Origin of the sequence: Corynebacterium sp. UMB10119B (assembly GCF_030228125.1) — a bacterium.
Lineage (GTDB): Bacteria > Actinomycetota > Actinomycetes > Mycobacteriales > Mycobacteriaceae > Corynebacterium > Corynebacterium pseudogenitalium.
Genome location: NZ_JASPBG010000012.1, coordinates 43,289 through 59,671, shown reverse-complemented (window position 1 = coordinate 59,671; position 16,383 = coordinate 43,289). Strand labels below are relative to the sequence as shown.

The 16,383-nt window shown below is 61.4% G+C and carries 17 protein-coding genes; 8 read left to right on the top strand and 9 right to left on the bottom strand.

Annotated features, from left to right (window positions below; translation table 11 throughout):
• Positions 1-109: 109 nt before the first annotated feature.
• Genes trxB through QP802_RS09325 form a run of 3 tightly spaced genes read left to right on the top strand, consistent with a single transcriptional unit; the run spans position 110 to position 2,647 of the window.
• Entirely contained in the window at positions 110-1,060 is a 951-nt protein-coding gene (gene trxB, locus QP802_RS09335; protein WP_284818498.1) for a thioredoxin-disulfide reductase, read from the top strand.
• Between the two features lie 30 nt (positions 1,061-1,090).
• On the top strand, positions 1,091-1,414 hold the full coding sequence (gene trxA / locus QP802_RS09330; protein ID WP_070478319.1) for a thioredoxin: 324 nt from the start codon (positions 1,091-1,093) through the stop codon (positions 1,412-1,414).
• Between the two features lie 51 nt (positions 1,415-1,465).
• Positions 1,466-2,647, top strand: coding sequence for an N-acetylmuramoyl-L-alanine amidase (locus QP802_RS09325; protein ID WP_284804844.1), 1,182 nt, complete (start codon positions 1,466-1,468; stop codon positions 2,645-2,647).
• Here QP802_RS09325 and QP802_RS09320 read toward each other — a convergent pair whose 3' ends face one another.
• The 7 genes from QP802_RS09320 to rpmH form a co-directional block, all read right to left on the bottom strand.
• Complete coding sequence (locus QP802_RS09320; protein ID WP_284818496.1) at positions 2,648-3,733, bottom strand: ParB/RepB/Spo0J family partition protein; 1,086 nt, start codon at positions 3,731-3,733, stop codon at positions 2,648-2,650. It lies immediately after the preceding gene.
• 2 nt (positions 3,734-3,735) lie between these two features.
• Positions 3,736-4,617 carry a ParA family protein gene (locus QP802_RS09315; protein ID WP_252931829.1) on the bottom strand — a complete coding sequence of 294 codons (882 nt, stop codon included), beginning with the start codon at positions 4,615-4,617 and terminating at the stop codon, positions 3,736-3,738.
• A gap of 20 nt (positions 4,618-4,637) precedes the next feature.
• On the bottom strand, positions 4,638-5,255 hold the full coding sequence (rsmG, locus tag QP802_RS09310; RefSeq protein ID WP_284818493.1) for a 16S rRNA (guanine(527)-N(7))-methyltransferase RsmG: 618 nt from the start codon (positions 5,253-5,255) through the stop codon (positions 4,638-4,640).
• Between the two features lie 92 nt (positions 5,256-5,347).
• Positions 5,348-6,328: a membrane protein insertase YidC gene (yidC, locus tag QP802_RS09305; protein ID WP_071568056.1), complete on the bottom strand. Its 981-nt coding sequence runs from the start codon at positions 6,326-6,328 to the stop codon at positions 5,348-5,350.
• A gap of 23 nt (positions 6,329-6,351) precedes the next feature.
• Positions 6,352-6,654 (bottom strand): membrane protein insertion efficiency factor YidD, encoded by a 303-nt coding sequence (gene yidD, locus QP802_RS09300; protein WP_256005829.1) that lies wholly within the window; start codon positions 6,652-6,654, stop codon positions 6,352-6,354.
• On the bottom strand, positions 6,633-7,004 hold the full coding sequence (gene rnpA / locus QP802_RS09295; protein WP_070975456.1) for a ribonuclease P protein component: 372 nt from the start codon (positions 7,002-7,004) through the stop codon (positions 6,633-6,635). The genes yidD and rnpA overlap by 22 nt, the downstream gene beginning before the upstream one ends.
• Before the next feature lie 22 nt (positions 7,005-7,026).
• Positions 7,027-7,164: a 50S ribosomal protein L34 gene (gene rpmH / locus QP802_RS09290; protein ID WP_070478313.1), complete on the bottom strand. Its 138-nt coding sequence runs from the start codon at positions 7,162-7,164 to the stop codon at positions 7,027-7,029.
• Between the two features lie 881 nt (positions 7,165-8,045).
• Between rpmH and dnaA the strand changes: the two genes are divergently transcribed.
• The 5 genes from dnaA to gyrB all read left to right on the top strand — a co-directional run bounded on the left by dnaA (position 8,046) and on the right by gyrB (position 15,378).
• Positions 8,046-9,560, top strand: coding sequence for a chromosomal replication initiator protein DnaA (dnaA, locus tag QP802_RS09285; RefSeq protein ID WP_284818490.1), 1,515 nt, complete (start codon positions 8,046-8,048; stop codon positions 9,558-9,560).
• 721 nt (positions 9,561-10,281) lie between these two features.
• Positions 10,282-11,487 carry a DNA polymerase III subunit beta gene (gene dnaN, locus QP802_RS09280; RefSeq protein ID WP_177224269.1) on the top strand — a complete coding sequence of 402 codons (1,206 nt, stop codon included), beginning with the start codon at positions 10,282-10,284 and terminating at the stop codon, positions 11,485-11,487.
• A 9-nt stretch (positions 11,488-11,496) separates the two neighbouring features.
• Complete coding sequence (recF, locus tag QP802_RS09275) at positions 11,497-12,675, top strand: DNA replication/repair protein RecF (RefSeq protein ID WP_284818489.1); 1,179 nt, start codon at positions 11,497-11,499, stop codon at positions 12,673-12,675.
• Positions 12,659-13,261, top strand: a complete 603-nt coding sequence (locus QP802_RS09270; protein ID WP_284818513.1) for a DciA family protein — start codon at positions 12,659-12,661, stop codon at positions 13,259-13,261. Before recF ends, QP802_RS09270 begins: the two co-directional genes overlap by 17 nt.
• A 77-nt stretch (positions 13,262-13,338) precedes the next feature.
• The gene (gene gyrB / locus QP802_RS09265) at positions 13,339-15,378 is read left to right on the top strand and encodes a DNA topoisomerase (ATP-hydrolyzing) subunit B (protein ID WP_070478306.1); all 2,040 of its coding nucleotides are present in this window, start codon (positions 13,339-13,341) and stop codon (positions 15,376-15,378) included.
• Here the strand turns inward: gyrB and QP802_RS09260 are convergent.
• Positions 15,375-15,824: a DUF6918 family protein gene (locus QP802_RS09260; protein ID WP_070478304.1), complete on the bottom strand. Its 450-nt coding sequence runs from the start codon at positions 15,822-15,824 to the stop codon at positions 15,375-15,377. The genes gyrB and QP802_RS09260 overlap by 4 nt on opposite strands.
• 158 nt (positions 15,825-15,982) lie before the next feature.
• Positions 15,983-16,369 (bottom strand): hypothetical protein, encoded by a 387-nt coding sequence (locus tag QP802_RS09255; protein ID WP_284818487.1) that lies wholly within the window; start codon positions 16,367-16,369, stop codon positions 15,983-15,985.
• Positions 16,370-16,383 lie beyond the last annotated feature (14 nt).

Genomic DNA, 16,383 nt, shown 5'->3' with positions numbered 1-16,383 from the left:
CAACCCCTCAAGAGGGAATCTGGTGCACACCCCGCAGGCGGCGGTTTGGAACAAACAGTAGACTGGCTACGTTTACACCCCTGACAGAGCAAATCTACGAGGAGTTTCCATGACCAACGAGGCCAGCGAACAAACAGAACAGATTCATGACGTGATTATTGTCGGCTCGGGCCCGGCGGGGTACACGGCGGCGCTGTACGCGGCGCGCGGGGAGCTGAACCCGCTGGTGTTTGAGGGTTACGAGTACGGCGGCGAGCTGATGAACACCACTGAGGTGGAGAATTTCCCGGGCTTCAAGGATGGGGTGATGGGCCCGGATCTGATGATGCAGATGCGCGAGCAGGCGGAGAAGTTCGGCGCGCGCCTGGAGTCGGAGCTGGTGGACAAGGTTGATCTCAGCGGTGACGTGAAGAAGGTCTTCGTGGGGGATGACGTCTACCAGGCCCGCGCGGTCATTCTCGCTACTGGTGCGGCGCCGCGTCACCTGGGTATTCCGGGGGAGGCTGAGCTGACGGGTCGCGGTGTGTCCACGTGCGCGACCTGTGACGGCTTCTTCTTTAAGGATCAGCACATTGCCGTTGTCGGTGGTGGGGATTCGGCGATGGAGGAAGCGACGTTTTTGACCAAGTTTGGGTCGAAGGTCTCCATTATTCACCGTTCGGAGAACTTCCGCGCGTCGCAGATTATGTTGGAGCGCGCCCGGGCGAATGAGAAGATTGAGTTTATTACGCATTCGGTGGTCGAAGAGGTCGTCGAAAAGGATGGCAAGGTTGGCGGCCTGAAGGTGCGCAACGTGCAGTCGGGCGAGGAGTCGGTGCTGGACGCGACGGCGTTGTTCGTTGCGATCGGGCATGATCCGCGTTCGGCGTTCCTGGAAGGCCAGGTGGCCACGGACGAGGGTGGGTACGTCCTTGTCGACGCCCCTTCGACCCGCACGAACGTGCCGGGCGTGTTTGCGTGTGGCGATTTGGTGGATAACCACTATCGTCAGGCGATTACGGCGGCTGGTTCGGGGTGCCGGGCGGCGTTGGATGCGCAGCATTTCCTTGCGGCGCTTTAGAATAGAAAGAACTGTGTTCAAGGAGGAACGATGAGTGCACCTGTTGATGTGACGAAGAATACGTTTAAGGCTGAGGTCGTTGAGGCTTCGACGCCGGTGTTGGTGGATTTTTGGGCTGAGTGGTGCGCTCCGTGCCGGAAGTTGTCGCCGACGTTGGATGAGATTGCGTCTGAGCTGGATGGCAAGGTGAAGGTCGCGAAGGTGAATGTGGATGAGGAGCGTGAGCTGGGAATGATGTTCCAGGTCATGTCGATCCCGACTGTGTTGATCTTCAAGGATGGCCAGAAGGTGGATGAGTTTGTGGGGGCGCTCCCGAAGGCGCAGATCGTCCAGAAGGTTGAGTCGTATCTGTAGGCTGTCCGTCGTAGGATGGACTGCATTGTTGGTTTTGTAGAAAGGTGCCCAGTGGGTGACATTCTCCGCGTAGGTGATTCGAGTGCTCGCGTGGCCGAGGCGCGTGCGACGCTTGCGCGTTTGGGCATGTTGGAGGACTTCGATGGGGACATCGAGGACTTCAACTCGCGGCAGTTCACTCCCGACGAGATGCTTTTCGACGCCCCTTTGGCGGAGTCCGTGAAAGCATTTCAGCAGTCGCGGGGAATTATGCCGACTGGCGCTATCGATGACTTGACGTTGCGTGAGCTGCGTGAGGCGTCGTATACGTTGGGGGCGCGTGTGTTGCAGTACCAGCCGAATCAGGAGTTGGTGGGCGACGACGTGGGGCAGTTGCAGACGCAGCTGCATGAGCTGGGCTTTTATTCGGATCGTGTGGATGGGCGGTTCGGTCCGCGCACGCACGAGGCTGTGATGAACTACCAGCTGAATTCGGGCTTGGAAGACGATGGGGTGTGTGGCCCGGATACGTTGCACGCGTTGAGTCTGTTGGGCCGCCGGATTACGGGCGGTTCGGCGCACGCGATTCGTGAGCGTGAGCATGTGCGTGCGGCTGGCCCGCAGTTGGCGGGCAAGCGCGTGGTGATTGATCCGCATCTTGGTGGTGCGGATAAGGGCGCGCTTGTCGACGGCCCCTTTGGCCAGATCACGGAGGAGGAGATCCTGTGGGATTTGGCGCAGCGCGTGGAGGGCCGCATGATTGCGGCTGGTGTGGAGACGATTATTTCGCGTCCGCGTGGTGATAATCCGTCGTGTAAGGAGCGCGCCGATCTGGCGAACGGCTTCGACGCCGACTTGGTGATTTCCCTGCAGTTAGACCGTTATGCCAATGAGAAGGCGAATGGTGTGGCGACGTTCTACTTCGGTTCGGAGAACGGGACGTCGTCGATGACGGGGGAGACGCTGTCGGGCTATATTCAGCGTGAGATTGCGGCGAGGACGTCGCTACGGAATTGCTGGAATCATGCCCGGACGTGGGAGATGCTGCGGATGACGCGGATGCCGTCGGTGGAGATCGTGGCTGGCTATGTCACGAATCCGCACGATGTTGAGGTGGTGACGGATCCGCAGCAGCGTGACGCGATCGCGGAGGCGATTGTGGTGGCGGTGAAGCGCCTGTACTTGCTGGATTCTGATGACCAGCCGACAGGCACCTACTCTTTCCAGGACTTGCTCCGCCAGGAGCACCTGTAGTTAATCGGTGCCCTGGATGAGGCCCATGATGCGCTCGAAGTCCTGACGGTCGCCGAATTCGACGACGATTTTGCCTTTTCGTTTGCCCATGGTGACGGAGACTTTGGTGTCCCATTCGTCGGCGAGTTGGTCGGCGGCCCGGGTGAGGTATTCGGGCTGGGGGACGGGTTCGCGGCGTTTCTTTTGTGGGACGCCGCCTTCGTTATTCATGAGCGTGACGGCTTCTTCGGTGGCGCGGACGCTTAAGCCCTCGGAGACGATGCGTTCGGCGAGCAGGGTCTGGCCGTTGGAGGTCAGGGCGTCGCTGCCGAGCTTGAGGCCGAGGAGTGCGCGGGCGTGGCCCGCGGAGAGCACGCCGGCGGCGACGCGGCGCTGCACCGGCACGGGCAGGCGCAGGAGGCGGATCGCGTTGGTGATCACTGGGCGGGAGCGGCCGAGCTTGTCGGCGAGTTGCTCCTGGGTGACGCCGAACTCTTCGAGGAGCTGCTGGTAGGCGGCGGCTTCTTCGAGTGGGTTGAGTTGGACGCGGTGGATGTTTTCCAGGAGGGCGTCGCGAAGCATGTCCTGGTCGGAGGTTTCGCGGACGATGGCTGGGATGTGCTTCAGGCCGGCTTTGGAGGCGGCGCGCCAGCGGCGCTCGCCCATGATGAGCTCGAAGCCTTCTGGGGTGTCGCGGACGACGATGGGTTGCAGCAGGCCGAACTCGCGGATGGAGTGGACCAGCTCGTTGAGGTGGTCTTCGTCGAAGACTTGGCGTGGCTGCTTCGGGTTCGGGATGATCTGCCCGACCGCGACTTCCTGGTAGCGCGCGCCGACGGGCACGGGTTGCATAACGTTCTCTGGCGTGGCGCCGACGGTGGGCGCGCCCGCGACCTTGGGGCGCTTTCCGCGGGGCGGAAGCTTGTCGCCGCCACCGGAAGCCCCGGAAGCTCCCGAAGCCCCGGCGGCGCCGGCTGCGCCGAAGATCACGTCGGAGGCTTTGCCGCCGATGCCGCCGGTCTTGCCGGTTTTGTCGGTCGCGGCTGGTGCCTGCGGGATGAGTGCTGCTAGTCCGCGGCCGAGGCCGCCTTTACGCTCTTGTGCCATGGTTATTCCTCGCCCTCGTCTAGTTGTTGGGCCACCTGGGGGCTGACGCCGATGGGCCCCGTGGTGGCGTGTGGTTGGTAGTCGCCGCGTGTTGCCAGTTCGCGGGCGGCGTCGTAGTAGGCCAGCGCTCCGCTGGAGAGTGGGTCGTAGTCGATGACGGTTTGGCCGTAGCCTGGCGCCTCGGAAACCTTCACGGAGCGCGGGATGACGTTGCGCAGCACCACTTCGCCGAACTGGTTGCGCACTTCGCCGGCGACGTCCGCAGCGAGGCGCGTGCGGGCGTCGTACATGGTGAGCACGATCGCGGAGATGTGCAGGTTGTGGTTGAGGTGCTCGCGGATCATGCTGATGTTGCCGAGCAGCTGGCCGACGCCCTCAAGCGCGTAGTACTCGCACTGGATGGGGATCATGACTTCGTCGACGGCGGTCATGGCGTTGATGGTGAGCAACCCGAGTGATGGTGGGCAGTCGATGAAGACGTAGTCGAAGTTGTGCTCTTCGAGGAAGCCGCGTCGGATGGCGTCGTGCAGCCGGTATTCGCGGCGCACCATGGACACCAGCTCGATTTCGGCGCCGGCGAGGTCGATGGTGGCGGGGATGCAGTAGAGGTTCTCGTTGTTGGCGTGCGCCTGCAGTGCTTCCTCGGGCGTTGCTTCGCCGATGAGGACTTCGTAGCTGGAGGTGGTGCCGGAGGTGTGCTCGGCGCCGAGCGCGGTGGAGGCGTTGCCCTGCGGGTCCAGGTCGATGACGAGGACGCGCATGCCTTGGCGGCTGAGTGCCGACGCCATGTTCACCGATGTCGTCGTCTTGCCGACGCCGCCCTTCTGGTTCGCAACGGTGAACACGCGGGTGTGCGCGGGGCGTTGCAGCGTGGCGTTGTCCATGCTGGTGGTGTTCCTTTCCGCTATTTCCGCACGATTCGGATGAGGGTGGTGGGCTGGTCGAGGACGTCGGCGCCAACCTGGAAAATGTTCGGCGTGATCCCCCCGGCTTTCGCAATCGCCCGCGCGTCGCGTTCTAGTTCTTCTGCAACACTAGCGCCTTTCAGCGCCAACATCGAGCCCCCGTGGCGTACCAGTGGAAGGCTCCAGTCGGCGAGCTTGCCCAGGGGTGCGACGGCGCGAGAGGTGACCACGTCGAACTGCCCGCCGGGCTGTTCCTCGGCGCGGCCGCGGACGACGGTAACGTTGTCCAGTCCCAACTCGTTTTTGACCTCGGCGAGATACGTGGAGCGCTTCAGCAGCGGCTCGATGAGGGTAAAGGAGACGTCGGGGCGGGCGATGGCCAGTGGGATGCCGGGCAGCCCTGCGCCGGAGCCGATGTCGGCGACGGTGGTGGCGTCGTCAAGTGCTTCTGAGACCACCGCACAGTTGAGGATGTGCCGTTCCCACAGGCGGCTGACTTCTTTGGGGCCGATGAAGCCGCGCTCGGCGGCGGTTGTGGCGAGCGATTCGTGGTAGGCCTCGGCGAGCGGCAGGCGGTCGCCGAAGATGGTGGCGGCTGCTGTGGGCTGTTCTGACACGGCTGTGTACTCCTTTGAATTTTTAGTCTGGCATCGACTCTAGTAAAAGTAACGCCCCCAGCAAACACTTGCTGGGGGCTGGGGGCTACCGGTTACTTGCCTTGCTGCTTGCGCTGCTTCTTGCTGCGCTTGTCCACCTTGCGGGCACCGACAACGGGAGCGGAGGCGCGCTTGGCTTCCGCCTTGGCGCGCTCCTCGGCCTCTTCCTCGGCGTCCATCTTGGCAAAGACGATGCGGGTCTGGAAGAAGGTCCACACGTTGTTGGCCAGCATGTAGAACAGCAGGCCGATGTGCCACAGGAAGCCGGACGCGATGATCATGACCGGGAAGACCCAGAGCATCATCTTGTTCATCATCTGCATCTGCTGTTGCATCATGGCGGCGTTGTCACCGGATGGGGTGTTGACCTTGCCGGCGGCGCGACGTGCGGCCTGACGGTTCATGGACATCCGGGCGTTGAGGTGGGTGAACGTCGCTGAGATGAGCACGAGCGGCAGGCACACCATGATGATGTTGGCGCGGGTGAAGTCCAGGCCGGTGAACGCCGCGAAGGCGTCTTCTGGCATGGACATGTACGCGGAGAGCGGCACGCCGAAGAAGTCGGCGTCCAGGAAGGAGCGGACGTCTTCTGGGGAGAACGCGTAGTTGGCCAGGTTGCGGTTCTCTTCAACGCTGAGGCCCAGCTGGTTGGGGCCGGTGCCGGTGCGGTTGAAGGAGCGCAGCACGTGGAACAGGCCGATGAACACGGGCATCTGCGCCAGCGGGACGATGCACGAGGCGAGCGGGTTGGTGCCCATCTCCTTGTACAGCTTCTGCGTCTCTTCCGCCATTTTCTGCTGGTCGTTCTTATACTTTTGGCGGATTTCCTGCATCTTCGGCTGCATTTCCTGCATCTTGCGCATGGACCGCATTTGGTTGACCATGGGCTTGACCAGCAGGGTTCGCAGGGTGAAGGTGAGGAAGACGATGGACAGGATCCATGACAACGCCGAGTCTGGCGAGAGGATGAAGCCGAATACTTTGTGCCAGAACCACAGCACCCAAGAAATCGGCCAGTAGATGAAATTCAGCACTTTGGGGTGTTACTCCTCGTTGGTTACTTGGTGGTCGTTCCTGTGGACGCGTCCGTACCGCTGCCGGGTACTGGGTCGAACCCGCCGGGGTGCCAGGGCCCACATTTACAGATGCGGGCCACGCTGAGCAGGGTGCCTTTGATGGCACCGTGTCGCGCGACCGCTTCGAGTGCGTAGGCGCTGCACACTGGCATGAAACGACACGTCGCACCCATCTTAAGGGGTGAGAGGTACTTTTGGTAGCAGCGTACGGCCTTCACGAGTGCCCGCGCGGCCGCGGTTGGTGGTGCGGGGATGCGTTGGCCTAGGAAGTTGTAGTACGCCATTTGTCCAGGGCTTTGCGCAGCGCGGCGTCGTAGTCGTGTGCGAGTTGCGCGCTCGTGGCGGTGGCTGAGGCGGGCAGGGCCCTCACCACGACGTCGTGGTGTAGCTCCAGCTTATCGACGCCCCCTCGCAGCACATGCCGCAGTTTCCGAGACACCGCGTGCCTGGTCACCGCGTTGCCGACCTGCTTGGACACGATCAGTCCGAAGCGCGGCCCGCCGTGCAGCGCGATGGTGTCCTCGGCCCGGGAGCGGACGTGGACGATTAAAGTGCGAGACCCCGCGCGCACTCCTTTCCTCATGGTCTGCCGGAAGTCGGCAGAGGAGGAGAGTTTGTGCGGGCGGGGTAACACGATGTCGCTGCGCTTCGGGCGTTTATGCCGTCAGGCTTGCGCGGCCCTTCTTGCGGCGCGCGGAAACGATTGCGCGGCCGGCGCGGGTGCGCATGCGGGCACGGAAGCCGTGCTTGCGTGAACGACGGCGGTTGTTTGGCTGGAAAGTCCGCTTGGACACGGTGGACTCCTTATAAGAGGTCACGACGGCCAGCGGGAACCCGCCGCGGTGTGCGACGCATTCCCTCCCGGGGTAGTAGCCGTCCCGGAATTGCAATGTTCAGGTTGAGATTGCCCGGCCGCGGCGCGTTGTGCGCGTTGACCTGCATGCATCATCTTCGCTGACTCGCCCTGGGTGGGCGGCCCGGTGCACTGCGTAGATGGTGCTCTCAAGCACACCGTGGGCATGTTGCTTCGCGCCCGTGGTGTGACAGACTACGCCAGACTACGCGAAAAACCGCTGGTTGTTCAAATCGACACACTGTCTTTTGCGCCGGGTGGGGCGCAGGTCCATTCGTTTACCCCCGTAATTACAAAGGTGTACTTTCGCGCAGGTGGTTGCATATTTTCGAACACCGGGGGCCGCGCTATCACCGGCCTGACGCGCGATTACTTCCCAACACGCGTACGCAATGTTCGAGATTTCCTGTGAATCACATCCGTGAAACGAGTTATCCACAGGGTTGTGGCGTGCGGGCTGTTAGACATTACAAGCTCACACCGGGTAACAATGATAAAGCACCACAATTACACACGTTCTTTCTCCACATCGCTGTGGATAACTGTGAACAACAGGTTGAGACTTTGCGGCGTAATTTGTAATTACAGCAGTTCACAGCCGGTAAAAGTTCCGTGAAAAGTTATCCACAGGGGAGGGGGAAGGCTGTGGACAACTTGCTCACCGAAGTTATCCACAGGTGTGGACAAGTCTGTGGAAGATACTGGTGAGACGCAGGTTTTGGAATTACAAAATCTGTGAAACAGCAGTGGAATGTACGTGAAATTCCACAGTTGTGACGAACGTCACTAAATGACATGTCGGATTAGGAGGAGAGCGGGACGTTGGCAGAGCAAGACATCGAAACGCTATGGCGCACCATCGTCGCTGACCTGCTGGCGCTGTCCGCGCAGCCCAGCTCGCAGGTCCCGTCGCTCACCCCGCAAGAACGCGCGTACCTCCAGCTCGTCCGCCCCGTCATGCTTGTCGACGGCTACGCCATCCTCTCCGCCCCCCACGCCGCCGCGAAAACGGTCGTGGAGCAGTCCCTCGCGCCGCACATCACGGCGCTACTGGCTTCCCACCTGGGCAAACACTGCACGCTCGCCGTCTCGATCCAGGCGCCTTCAGCTCCGGCAGCTCCGCCTGCCCCCGAGGCCGTCGACCCGGCCCACATGACCCCCGGCGAGCAAATCCCAATGGGCCTCGACGAACTCGCCGAGATGCACGCCCGCCAACAGCAACAACACCAGGCGCCGGCGCACCCGACCGTCCCTAAGCGAATCCCCCGCGAAAAGCCTGCCCACGACCCCGAGCGCGAGACCAGCCTGAACCCGAAGTACACCTTTGAGAACTTCGTCATCGGCTCCTCGAACCGCTTCGCCAACGGCGCCGCCGTCGCCGTCGCCGAGAACCCGGCCCGCGCCTACAACCCCCTGTTCATCTGGGGTGGCTCCGGCCTCGGCAAGACGCACCTGCTGCACGCCGCCGGCAACTACGCGCAGGTCCTGCAGCCGAACCTCCGCATCAAGTACGTCTCCTCCGAGGAGTTCACGAACGACTACATCAACTCCGTGCGCGACGACCGCCAAGAAAGCTTCAAGCGCCGCTACCGCAACCTTGACATCCTGATGGTCGACGACATCCAGTTCCTCGAGGGCAAGGAAGGTACCCAGGAGGAGTTCTTCCACACCTTCAACGCACTGCACCAGGCAAATAAGCAGATCATCCTGTCGTCTGACCGCCCACCGAAGCAGCTCACCACCCTCGAGGACCGCCTCCGCACCCGCTTCGAAGGCGGCCTCATCACCGACGTCCAGCCACCAGACCTGGAGACCCGCATCGCCATCTTGATGAAGAAGGCGGCCGCCGACGGCACACAGGTCGACCACCAGGTGCTCGAGCTCATCGCCTCGCAATTCGAGTCGTCGATCCGCGAGCTCGAAGGCGCCCTCATCAGGGTCTCGGCCTACTCTTCCCTTATCGACGAGCCCATCACCCTCGACGTCGCCCAAGTCGCACTTCGCGACATCCTCCCCGACGAAGGCGACATCAACATCAACGCCTCCACCATCAAGGAGTACGCCGCCGAGTACTTCAACGTCACGATGGACCAGCTCATCGGCGCAGGTAAAACCCGCCAGGTGGCGCACGCCCGCCAGATCGCGATGTACCTGTGCCGCGAACTGACCGAACTCTCCCTCCCCAAGATCGGCGACGAGTTCGGCGGCAAGGACCACACCACCGTGATGTACGCGGACCGCAAGATCCGCAAGGAGATGACGGAGAACCGCGGCACCTACGACGAAATCCAGGAACTGACCCAAATCATCAAGGCCCGCGCCCGCACGCTGCGCTAACTTTCGTCGCCCTCGGCGTCGCCCGCACCAAATTCCCTCACGCACCCCCAGCGACCTGGGGAAACACAAGCCCGACTCCCCAAATCCCGGAATTTGGTGCCCCTACCTGGTCTCTCAGTGCCAAAAGACGCACCCACTTTTGACTAGCCCTTTTTCTGCCAGGCACTTTGAACACCTAGTCCATATCAGATTGCGACATTTGGCACTCCCACCTCCCGCACCCTAAAAATCCATCCACAGGCTTATCCACACCTGTGTAATTACACCGTTGTAATTCACATTTAGGGGCAAAACACCTAAGTGACCCCCACCACAAAGAGACCCACATCACACACCACAGGCCTTGTGGATAACGTGTGAATCCCCAGTGGACAACCCTTCCTGAGTTGTGCACAGGTCAAATGACAGAAAATCTATCCACAAGCGCTCAGAGTTATCCACATTTCTTCCACAGGCAATTGCACACCCTGTTTTCGCGCTCCGACCACGGCGAATTCATGTAATTCCACAGATTGCACAGGACTTATTGTTGTTCCCAAGGTTTTTACTTGTAATTCCTAGAGTAGAAAGGGGACCTGTGCAGAACGGCGCACAAACGACCAACGCCCCAAAAAGCCATGAGCCAGGCGTGTGAAAACTCGAATGACAAAAAGCCCGTCCCCGCCTAAAGTGAGAACGTAATTACAAGAATCTCTACGTACTGCAAGGAGCCCGTGTCACTATGGCGGACATCCAAGACAACTTGAATTCCAACGTTTCCTTCCGCGTGCACAAGGAGGACCTGTCGGACGCGGTGGCGTGGGTTGCTCGGATGTTGCCTACGAAGAACACGCAGCCGATTCTTCGCGCGGTGTTGATTACGGCGTCGGATGAGGGTTTGGAGTTCGCGGGCTTCGATTATGAGGTGTCGTCGCGGGTGCGGATTGCGGCTGAGGTGGATACGCCTGGTCGCGTTGCGGTGGCGGGCAAGTTGTTGTCTGACATTGTTGCGAATATGCCGAATCAGCCGGTTGAGGTTTCTACGAGTGACACAAAGTTGCTTCTCGACGGCGGCTCCGCCCACTTCGAGCTGCCTTTGATGCCGTTGGACGATTATCCGCAGTTGCCGCAGTTGCCTGAGGTGACGGGCACGATCGGTTCGGAGGATCTGAGTGGCGCGGTGATGCAGGTGGCTGCCGCGGCGGGTAAGGATGACACGTTGCCGATGCTGACCGGTATCCATATTGAGGTGGAGGGTTCGACGTTGCATTTGACGGCGACGGACCGTTTCCGGTTGGCGTTGCGTTCGTTGGAGTGGTCGCCTGCTGGTGAGGGAGTGCAGGCGAAGCTGTTGGTGCCGGCGAAGACGTTGTTGGATAACGCTCGGACGTTGGATACGCAGTTGGAGGAGCCGGTGCAGATTGCCGTTGGTGGCGTCGATAATGTGGGCGCGGACGGTTTGTTTGGTTTGCATGCGGGTAATCGTGAGACGACGACGCGTATGTTGGATGCGGATTTCCCGAATGTGCAGCCGTTGTTGCCGAAGGCGCATACGTCGATGGCGTCGGTGGAGGTGGCTCCGTTGTTGGAGGCGATTCGTCGTGTGTCGTTGGTGGCGGATCGGAATGCGCAGTTGAGGTTACATTTTTCGGAGGGTCAGGTGACGTTGTTTGCGTCGGGGGCTGATTCTGGTGAGGCGTCGGAGTCGATTCCTGCGCAGTTTGTGGGGGAGGATGAGCTGCTGATTGCGTTTAATGCTGGTTATTTGCGTGATGGTTTGTCGGTGATTGGGACGGATCGTGCGGTGTTTGGGTTTACGGAGTCGTCGCGTCCGGCGATTATGATTCCGGAGCCGGAGTCGTTGCCGGAGAAGGGCGATGATGGGTTGTTCCCGACGCCGGAGACGAATTTCACGTATTTGTTGATGCCGGTTCGCCTGCCGGGCTAGTTTGCCGCGATGTACGTTTCGGAGCTTGACCTGCGTGATTTCCGTTCGTGGCGGGAGTTGCATGTGGATTTGGAGCCGGGCGTCACGGTGTTTTCGGGCCGCAATGGGCACGGGAAGACGAACATTGTGGAGGCGGTGCGGTATACGTCGATGCTCGGGAGTCACCGGGTGGCCACGGACGCTCCGTTGATCCATTCGGGGGCGAGTGATGCGCGCGTGTCGGCGACGACGGTGAATGAGGGGCGCGCGCTGACTACTCATGTGTTGATTAAGGCGAGTGGGGCGAATCAGGCGCAGATTAATAGGACGCGGTTGAAGTCGGCGCGTGAGTTGCTGGGTGTGTTGCGGACGGTGATGTTTTCGCCGGAGGATTTGCGTTTGGTGAATGGGGAGCCGGGGGACCGTCGCCGGTTTTTGGATGCGTTGGCTGCGGTGCGTACGCCGCGTCATGGTGGGGTGAAGGCGGATTATGACAAGGTGTTGCGCCAGCGTAATGCGTTGTTGCGTTCGCAGAATATGGCGCTGCGCCGCGGTTATGGGGATGCGGCGGGCGCGGGTGCGTTGAGTACGTTGGATGCGTGGGATGCGCAGTTGGCGCGCTATGGTGCGCAGGTGCTGGCGGGCAGGCTCTTGCTTGTCGACGCCCTCTCCGACCCCATCACGGAGTCTTATGCGTCGGTGGCGCCGGAGTCGCGTGCGGCGTCGGTGGAGTACACGTCGACGTTGGATCGGGCGGTGTTGGAGTTGACGGGGGAGGCGTCGCGGGATCCGCAGGTGTTGGAGGCGGCGATGTTGTCGGAGTTGGGGAGGCGTCGAAAAGAGGAGATTGAGCGCGGCTCAACGCTGGTTGGTCCGCATAGGGATGACCTGGTGTTGATGCTGGGTCAGCAGCCGGCGAAGGGGTACGCGTCGCATGGGGAAACGTGGTCGTTTGCGCTGAGTATGCACTTGGCGGAGTATCGCCTGTTGGCTGGTGAGGGCACGGATCCGGTGCTGATTTTGGATGATGTGTTTGCGGAGTTGGACGCGAAGCGCCGTGAGCGGTTGGTGCATGTGGCGGAGTCGGCGGAGCAGGTGTTGATTACGGCGGCGGTCGGGGATGACTTGCCGGGCAACCTTGATGGCGCGGTGACGGCGCGGTATCACGTGCGGATGGAGGAGGGGGTGTCCCATATTGAGCGAGCGTGACTTGGTGGGCACCACCTTTGACCAGCTGCGGCGCACGGCGAAGCGTCGCGGCGGGCGGCTGCCGGATTTGTCGAAGCAGGGCGTGAGCGTGGTGCCGCGCCGCAGCCAGGGCAAGGGCCGTCCGGTGCAGGATATTACGGTGCCGGGGCTGCACTTTGAGCAGGAGGAGCGCAGGCCGTGGCTGGAGCGGGGCCGGCCGACGGGCAAGGATGGCCGGGCGTTGCCGCGGAGTTACAAGGTGAAGTCGTTTTCGTCGCTGTTGGGCAAGGAGATCCGGAAGCGCGATTGGACGGAGAACATGGCGTATGGCTGGGTGATGGGCAACTGGGAGGGCCTGGTCGGCGCTACGATCGCGGAGCATACGAAGGTGGAGATGATTAAGGATGGCGAGGTCTTCATCACCTGCACGACGACGGCGTGGGCGACGCAGCTGAAGTACATGCAGTCGACGGTGCTACGCGCGATCGCGGAGAAGGTGGGCCCGGATGTGATCCGGAAGCTGCATATTTATGGGCCGCGGGTGAAGAGTTGGCGCTATGGTCCGCTGCACGTGAAGGGGCGGGGTCCGAGGGACACGTACGGGTAGTCGTGGGGTTTGGTGTCCTGTTTTACGTGTAAGATGGGACGGGTTAATGACATTTTTCAGGAGGAGCGTCTTTTCCAGTGGCTGATCAACAACCTCATTATGACGCGTCGTCGATTACTATCCTCGAGGGCCTTGAGGCCGTCCGGAAGCGCCCAGGTATGTACATTGGGTCGACCGGCGAGCGTGGCCTACACCACTTGGTGTGGGAGGTCGTGGATAACTCGGTCGATGAGGCGATGGCGGGCTATGCCGATCGCGTCGATGTGACTCTGCTCGCGGATGGCGGCGTAGAGGTCGTCGATAATGGTCGTGGTATTCCGGTGGAGATGCACCCGTCTGGTGCGCCGACGGTGCAGGTCGTGATGACGCAGCTGCACGCGGGCGGTAAGTTCGACTCGGAGTCGTACGCGGTGTCGGGTGGCCTGCACGGTGTGGGTATTTCCGTGGTGAACGCGCTGTCCACGCGTGTTGAGGCGGACATTAAGCGCGATGGCAAGCACTGGTACCAGCGGTTTGTGGACGCGCAGCCGGAGCCTCTGGAGGAGGGCGGCAATGCCCGCGGCACGGGTACGGCGATTCGTTTCTGGCCGGACCCGGAGATTTTTGAGACCACGGAGTTTAAGTGGGACACGATCGCGCGTCGTCTGCAGGAGATGGCGTTCCTGAACAAGGGCCTGACCATCACGCTGAAGGATGAGCGCGTCTCCGAGGAGGAGCTTGAGCTCGAGGCGATCGCGGAGGAGGGTGAGACGGCCGCTGCGGTTGGCTCGGACTCGTTTGACGACGCCACCGAGGGTGACACATCTGCTGCCCCGAAGAAGCGCGAGAAGAAGGTCACGTACCACTACCCGGATGGCCTGATTGATTACGTCAACTACCTGAATAAGTCGAAGACGGCGATCCACCCGACGATCGTGGGCTTTGACCAGAAGGGTGACGGCCTTGAGGCTGAGGTGGCGATGCAGTGGAACAGCTCGTTTAAGGAGTCTGTGCACACGTTCGCGAACACCATTAATACGCATGAGGGCGGTACGCACGAGGAGGGTTTCCGTGCGGCGCTGACCACGCTGATGAACCGTTACGCGCGTGACCATAAGCTGCTGAAGGACAAGGAGCCGAACCTCACTGGTGATGACTGCCGTGAGGGCCTCGCAGCTGTGGTGTCTGTCCGCGTGGCGGACCCGCAGTTTGAGGGCCAGACGAAGACGAAGCTCGGCAATACCGAGGTGAAGGGCTTCGTGCAGCGCGCCGTGAACGAGAATTTGTCGGATTGGTTTGATGCCAACCCGGCGGAGGCGAAGGCCATCATTTCGAAGGCTGTGTCGTCGTCGCAGGCGCGTCAGGCGGCGCGCAAGGCGCGTGACTTGGTGCGTCGCAAGTCGGCGACGGACCTGGGTGGCCTGCCGGGTAAGTTGGCGGATTGCCGTTCGAAGGACCCGAAGCTATCCGAGCTGTTCATTGTTGAGGGTGACTCAGCAGGTGGTTCGGCGAAGCAGGGCCGCGACTCGATGTACCAGGCGATTCTTCCGCTGCGCGGCAAGATCCTGAACGTGGAGAAGGCCCGCATGGATCGCGTGTTGAAGAACGCGGAGGTCCAGGCGATTATTACCGCGCTTGGTACTGGTATTCACGAAGAGTTCGATATTTCGAAGCTGCGCTACCACAAGATTGTGCTGATGGCGGATGCTGACGTCGACGGCCAGCACATCGCGACGCTGCTGCTTACCCTGCTGTTCCGCTTCATGCCGGAGCTCATCGAGGAGGGCCACGTCTACCTGGCGAACCCGCCGCTCTACAAGTTGAAGTGGGCGAAGGGCGAGCCTGGCTACGCCTTCTCCGACGCGGAGCGCGACCAGCTGCTCGCGGAGGGCCTGGAGGCCGGCCGCAAGATCAACACGGATGACGGCATCCAGCGCTACAAGGGTCTGGGTGAGATGAACCCGAGCGAGCTGTGGGAGACCACGCTTGACCGGGATCACCGTATTCTGCGTCGCGTTGATGTGGAGGACGCCCAGCGCGCTGACGAGCTGTTCAGCATCCTGATGGGCGATGATGTGGCGGCTCGCCGCTCCTTCATCACCCGCAAGGCGAAGGACGTCCGTTTCCTGGACGTCTAGCCTTCCATCTGCTTTTCGACGACCTCTCCGATCCGCGGCAGCGCAGGCCCTACAATCTTGGCGGCCTTGCTGCGGAAGGTGGCGTAGATCTTCTGTACGCCGGCTGGCATGGAGTCGCGGAGGTTGTCGCCGAGTGAGACGAGTTCTGTGACCACGTCGTCTTCGTGTTGTGCGAGGTATTCGCCGAAGGCGGCGTGGTCGCTGTTTTTGTAGTCTTCCCAGCGGGGGTTGAGCTGCTCGAGCAGTTGGGGGAGTACGGTGTTGATGCCTTTGTGCAGGATGCGGGCGTCGACTTTCTTTACGCCCGCGATTGCGGAGCGCAGCGCCATGCCGGTGAGTCCGCTTTGGTCTGCGACGGTCTGGTCGACCACTCCGGCGAGCGCGTCGACGATTCCTGGGCGGCGCCCATTGTGCAGCAGTGCGTTGAGTCCTTGTGGTGTTTCCATGCCGTTGATTGTATGACAAATGCGACCTGCCCCCCGGCAGGTCGCATTGTTACGTTGAGCGTTGCGGCTCTTCCGCCACAGCAGTCACACAGGACACTGTAACCACAACAGGAACAAACTTATCATGAGTCACAGCGGTTACATATTTGGGGTGGGGTTTAGACCTTGGGCAGCATCTTCTGCAGCTCGTTGAGGTCGATCTTGGAGAAATCGAAAATGCGGTTACCCTGCGAGGATCCCATCACGCCCGAGAGTCCTGCCTGGCGCGCGAGGTCGTCGACGGCTGCGCGCAGTGGGGGGACGGCGTCGACAATTACTTGGCCAACCAGCAGGGTGAGCAGCGCCGCGATGGTCAGCGAGACCGGCGCCGAGCCCGTGTACACGCTGCCGAGCGGTGGCTGCTTCGGTGGGGTGACGGTCGGTGTGATCACCGGCGTCGGTTTGGAGGATCCGGAGGATCCGGATGGGGCGGTGGTGGCCTGCGGCGCGACGAGCAGCGACGCCGCGACCCCGCCGGCGAGGACGAGAGCACTCATTTTCTTCATAGTGCTTAGAATAT